We start from the raw sequence: 3209 nt of genomic DNA on the forward strand, positions 1-3209 counted from the left end.
CCCCCCGGGTGCCGGCCACCACCCCTCCCCAGAGGGCACCCCTTCGGGGCCGCGGGGAACCACGCCCCCGGCCACAGCCCACCGTCGTGCAGGCACAGGCCCGGCCAGGAGCGCGGCGCGCCCGCGCAACGGGCGTCACCCCGGGGCGGAAAGCCCCACGAGACCGGTCAGAAACCGGTCGAGCTGCTCGGCGAACGGCGGCCACGGCGTATCCCACCGGTTGGTCCTCATCGACACGCTCCCGTGCACGGCGGCCATGAGGTCGAGGGCCATCGCCGTCGCGTCCCCCCGCGGAGCGAGCCCCGCGTCGACGCAGCGCTGGACCGCGCTCACGCAACTGTCCTTGAAGTCCTGCTTGAAGCGCATCTCGACCCGCTGGTTGATGGTGCTCTCGTACAGCACCTTGTAGAGCCCGGTGTGCTGCTGCGCCCAGTTGCCCAGCAGCAGCGTCCTCGCGCGGAGCGCTTCCGCGGGGCCGCCTGCGGACGTCTCCGCGCCCTCGATGGCCCGCATGAGATCGCTGTGGCACCGTTCGAGCGTGGCCAGGACGAGGGCGTCGCGATCGGCGAAGTGCAGGTAGACGGATGTGGCGGCGATGCCGACCTCGCGGGCCACCGCCCGGAGCGACAGCGCCTGGTCGTCGGCCAGGACGTCCAGCATGGCGGTCGCCGTCGTGATGATGTCGGTCCGCAGTCGCTCACCCTGGCCACGGGGGTTGTTGCGGCTCCGGGCGCCTCTCCGGGGCGGAGTGGTCCCATCCATGAATCCGATTGTATGGGCACAACTCGTAGGACTACAGTCGTAGCCCTACGGCCGTTCGGCCGGGCAATACGTGGAGGCGCCCCATGGATCACCGCGTGGACATGCCCGCAGAGGCACCGGTGGACACCGTCACCTACCACCAGGGCTGGGACGGGTTCCCGGAGTTGTCCGACCGCGAGAAGGTCGCGCTTTATGCCGTCGCCGACATCTGCCGGCAGACGCTGGGCATGCCGTGCGAGTCGCAGGGCACGATGGGCCTCACCCATGGCGTGTCCGGCGACGCGCTGTGCGAATTACTGCTGTTCCAGGGCGACCACACCGAGCTGCAACGCCATTTGCGCACCGGCACGCGGCAGCTGACCGACCGTGAGCGGGCCTTCGGCTCCCTGACCTCGGACGTCCTGCACGGCGTGCTCAATGACACGTTCGCGGCCCATGTCTCCAGGGCGCTCGCGATCGGCGCGACGCCCGCCGATGTGCGGGCCGTGATCCGCTTCTCGGCGCAGTTCGGCACGACCGCGGCCTGGCACGGCCTGCGCGCCGCCGACCGGCTGCTCGACGGACCGGCCGGCCTGGCGGACCCTTCCGTGGCATAGACCTGTCCTGGGTCTCTGCGCAGCAGCCGGCCCCTTACGGCGACGCCGTCGGCGTATCTCCGCGGGGGTGCGGGCCGCGTAGCCCAGAACCAGGCCGGGCGGCCCCGGCAGTCGGCGGCGCCAGGACAGCGGCTGCACCGTGACGCCGTGGCCGAGCGCCGCCGCGGCCAGTTCCGTTCGCCGCCCGGCCGCAGGCGGCGGCGGGTGTTCGCGGGCTCGTTCGTCTCGCTCGGCGCCGAACCCGCCCTCACCGCCCGCTGATCGCCGCCGCGCGGCGCCACCATAGGGTGAGGCGGACGCCGTGACATGGGGGTGGGTCGGCATGATCAGCGAGCCGGAGATGGAAGGCCAGGAGGAACCCGCGGCGGCCGTGGACCTGGTCAGCGACACCGACCGGCCGCCGCTGCTGGGGCGGTTCGCGGCGAAGCCGTGGACATGGGCGGCCGTTGCGGTCGTCGTGACCTCGGCGGTCTGGGCCGGGGTGCTGCAGGCCACCGGCTACGGGCGCACATCGGCGCCCGACCTGCACGGCTACCGTATCGGCGACAGCACCTGCAGCAACCACGATCTCCAGCCGCTCGCCGGCGACCTGGGCTCGTCGTCCTTCGGCCAGGGGTTCCCGACGGTCACCAGGAGCACGGCGCTCGACCATGTCGGCTGCGCGCTGATCGGGACGGGGACGGACGGCAGCGGCTGGACGACGACGTACACCATCAGCGTCACCGTGGACCTGCACAAGAAGACCGACCCGGCGGCCGAGTTCGACGCGCGCAGCCGTACCGAACCGCCCGCGCCGTCCGGCGGGAGCGACGGCAGCAGCGTCCTGGTCTACCTGGACGGCAAGACGCGGACCACGCACCCCGAAGGCCTCGGCGACCGCGCGAACCTCGCCGCCGGGCAGTACCGCCAGTCGCTGTTCGTACGGCACGGCGGCGCCGTCTTCTCGCTGACCGTGACCGGCACCAACGAGTGGGACACCGACCGCGGCAAGGAGCCCGTCAACCCCGACGGCAGCCCGACGCGGCTGCCCGTCGCGGACACCGCCGCCTTCAGCAAGGACCTCGTTCCGACAATGCGCCAGCTCATGAACGCGCTGGCCCAGCCGCCCTCGTCCTGACCCGGCGCGAGCCGACGCGCAGGACGGACGGGGGGCAGGCCGGGGCCGTACGCGGATATCGGGTGGAAGCACGGCGAAAGCAAATTCCGGTATCGAGAGAAATATGCCGCTCTGTGATTTCCGCGACGCCGCGCGGCCCGGATTCGGCTGAATATCGCCCGGATCCCCGGCGCCCGGCGCCGCCGCCCGCGCCGCCCGCCGCCGCGGCCCCGCCGGACCGACCGTCGGCCCCCTGCCGCCGCGGCCACCGCCGCACCCCTGCGGCCCGCCACCTCGCCGCATCTCACCTGACCAGCCACTTCCCGGCGCCGCGAGCAGCCACACGCCGCCCGCAGCCGCGGCCTGCGGTGGCCGTCCGACGCCGCAGCCGGGCCGCAGACCCGCCGGGATCGCGCCCTGGAAGCCGTGTCAGCCCGCCGATCTGACCGCCGAAGAGCCGTAAAAGATCAGGGTTATGACATACATGTCAAGCCTTGATCAAGTTCGTGGGACGTACTAGTGTGCAGCGCGACGGGAAGACCATGCGCCTTGCACGGCCCGTGATGCCTGCGGGACGAAGGGGCCACACTTCGTACGGGGGAAAGATTCATGCCGACTCCGGCAGGATCGGGCTCGATAAAGTTACCGTCGGCTGGACCTGCGCCGGTGACCCACGCGGCCAGGCGAGGGTGTCCACGGCCGCCGCTCCCAACCGCACCGCCGTCCATGGGTGCCCACCGCCCCACCCCCCACAC

At 72.2% G+C, this 3209-nt stretch carries 3 protein-coding genes; 2 read left to right on the forward strand and 1 reads right to left on the reverse strand.

Annotation, left to right across the window (positions count from 1 at the left end):
• Positions 1 to 135 precede the first annotated feature (135 nt).
• Positions 136 to 762, reverse strand: a complete 627-nt coding sequence (locus V7E46_RS33055) for a TetR/AcrR family transcriptional regulator (RefSeq protein ID WP_333771853.1) — start codon at positions 760 to 762, stop codon at positions 136 to 138.
• An 83-nt stretch (positions 763 to 845) separates the two neighbouring features.
• Here V7E46_RS33055 and V7E46_RS33060 point away from each other — a divergent pair, with 83 nt between their 5' ends.
• Entirely contained in the window at positions 846 to 1358 is a 513-nt protein-coding gene (locus V7E46_RS33060) for a carboxymuconolactone decarboxylase family protein (protein ID WP_333771854.1), read from the forward strand.
• Between the two features lie 322 nt (positions 1359 to 1680).
• Complete coding sequence (locus V7E46_RS33065) at positions 1681 to 2475, forward strand: hypothetical protein (RefSeq protein WP_333771855.1); 795 nt, start codon at positions 1681 to 1683, stop codon at positions 2473 to 2475.
• The last annotated feature ends 734 nt before the right edge of the window (positions 2476 to 3209 follow it).

The sequence above is a fragment of the Streptomyces sp. IBSBF 2435 genome, assembly GCF_036815005.1.
Lineage (GTDB): Bacteria > Actinomycetota > Actinomycetes > Streptomycetales > Streptomycetaceae > Actinacidiphila.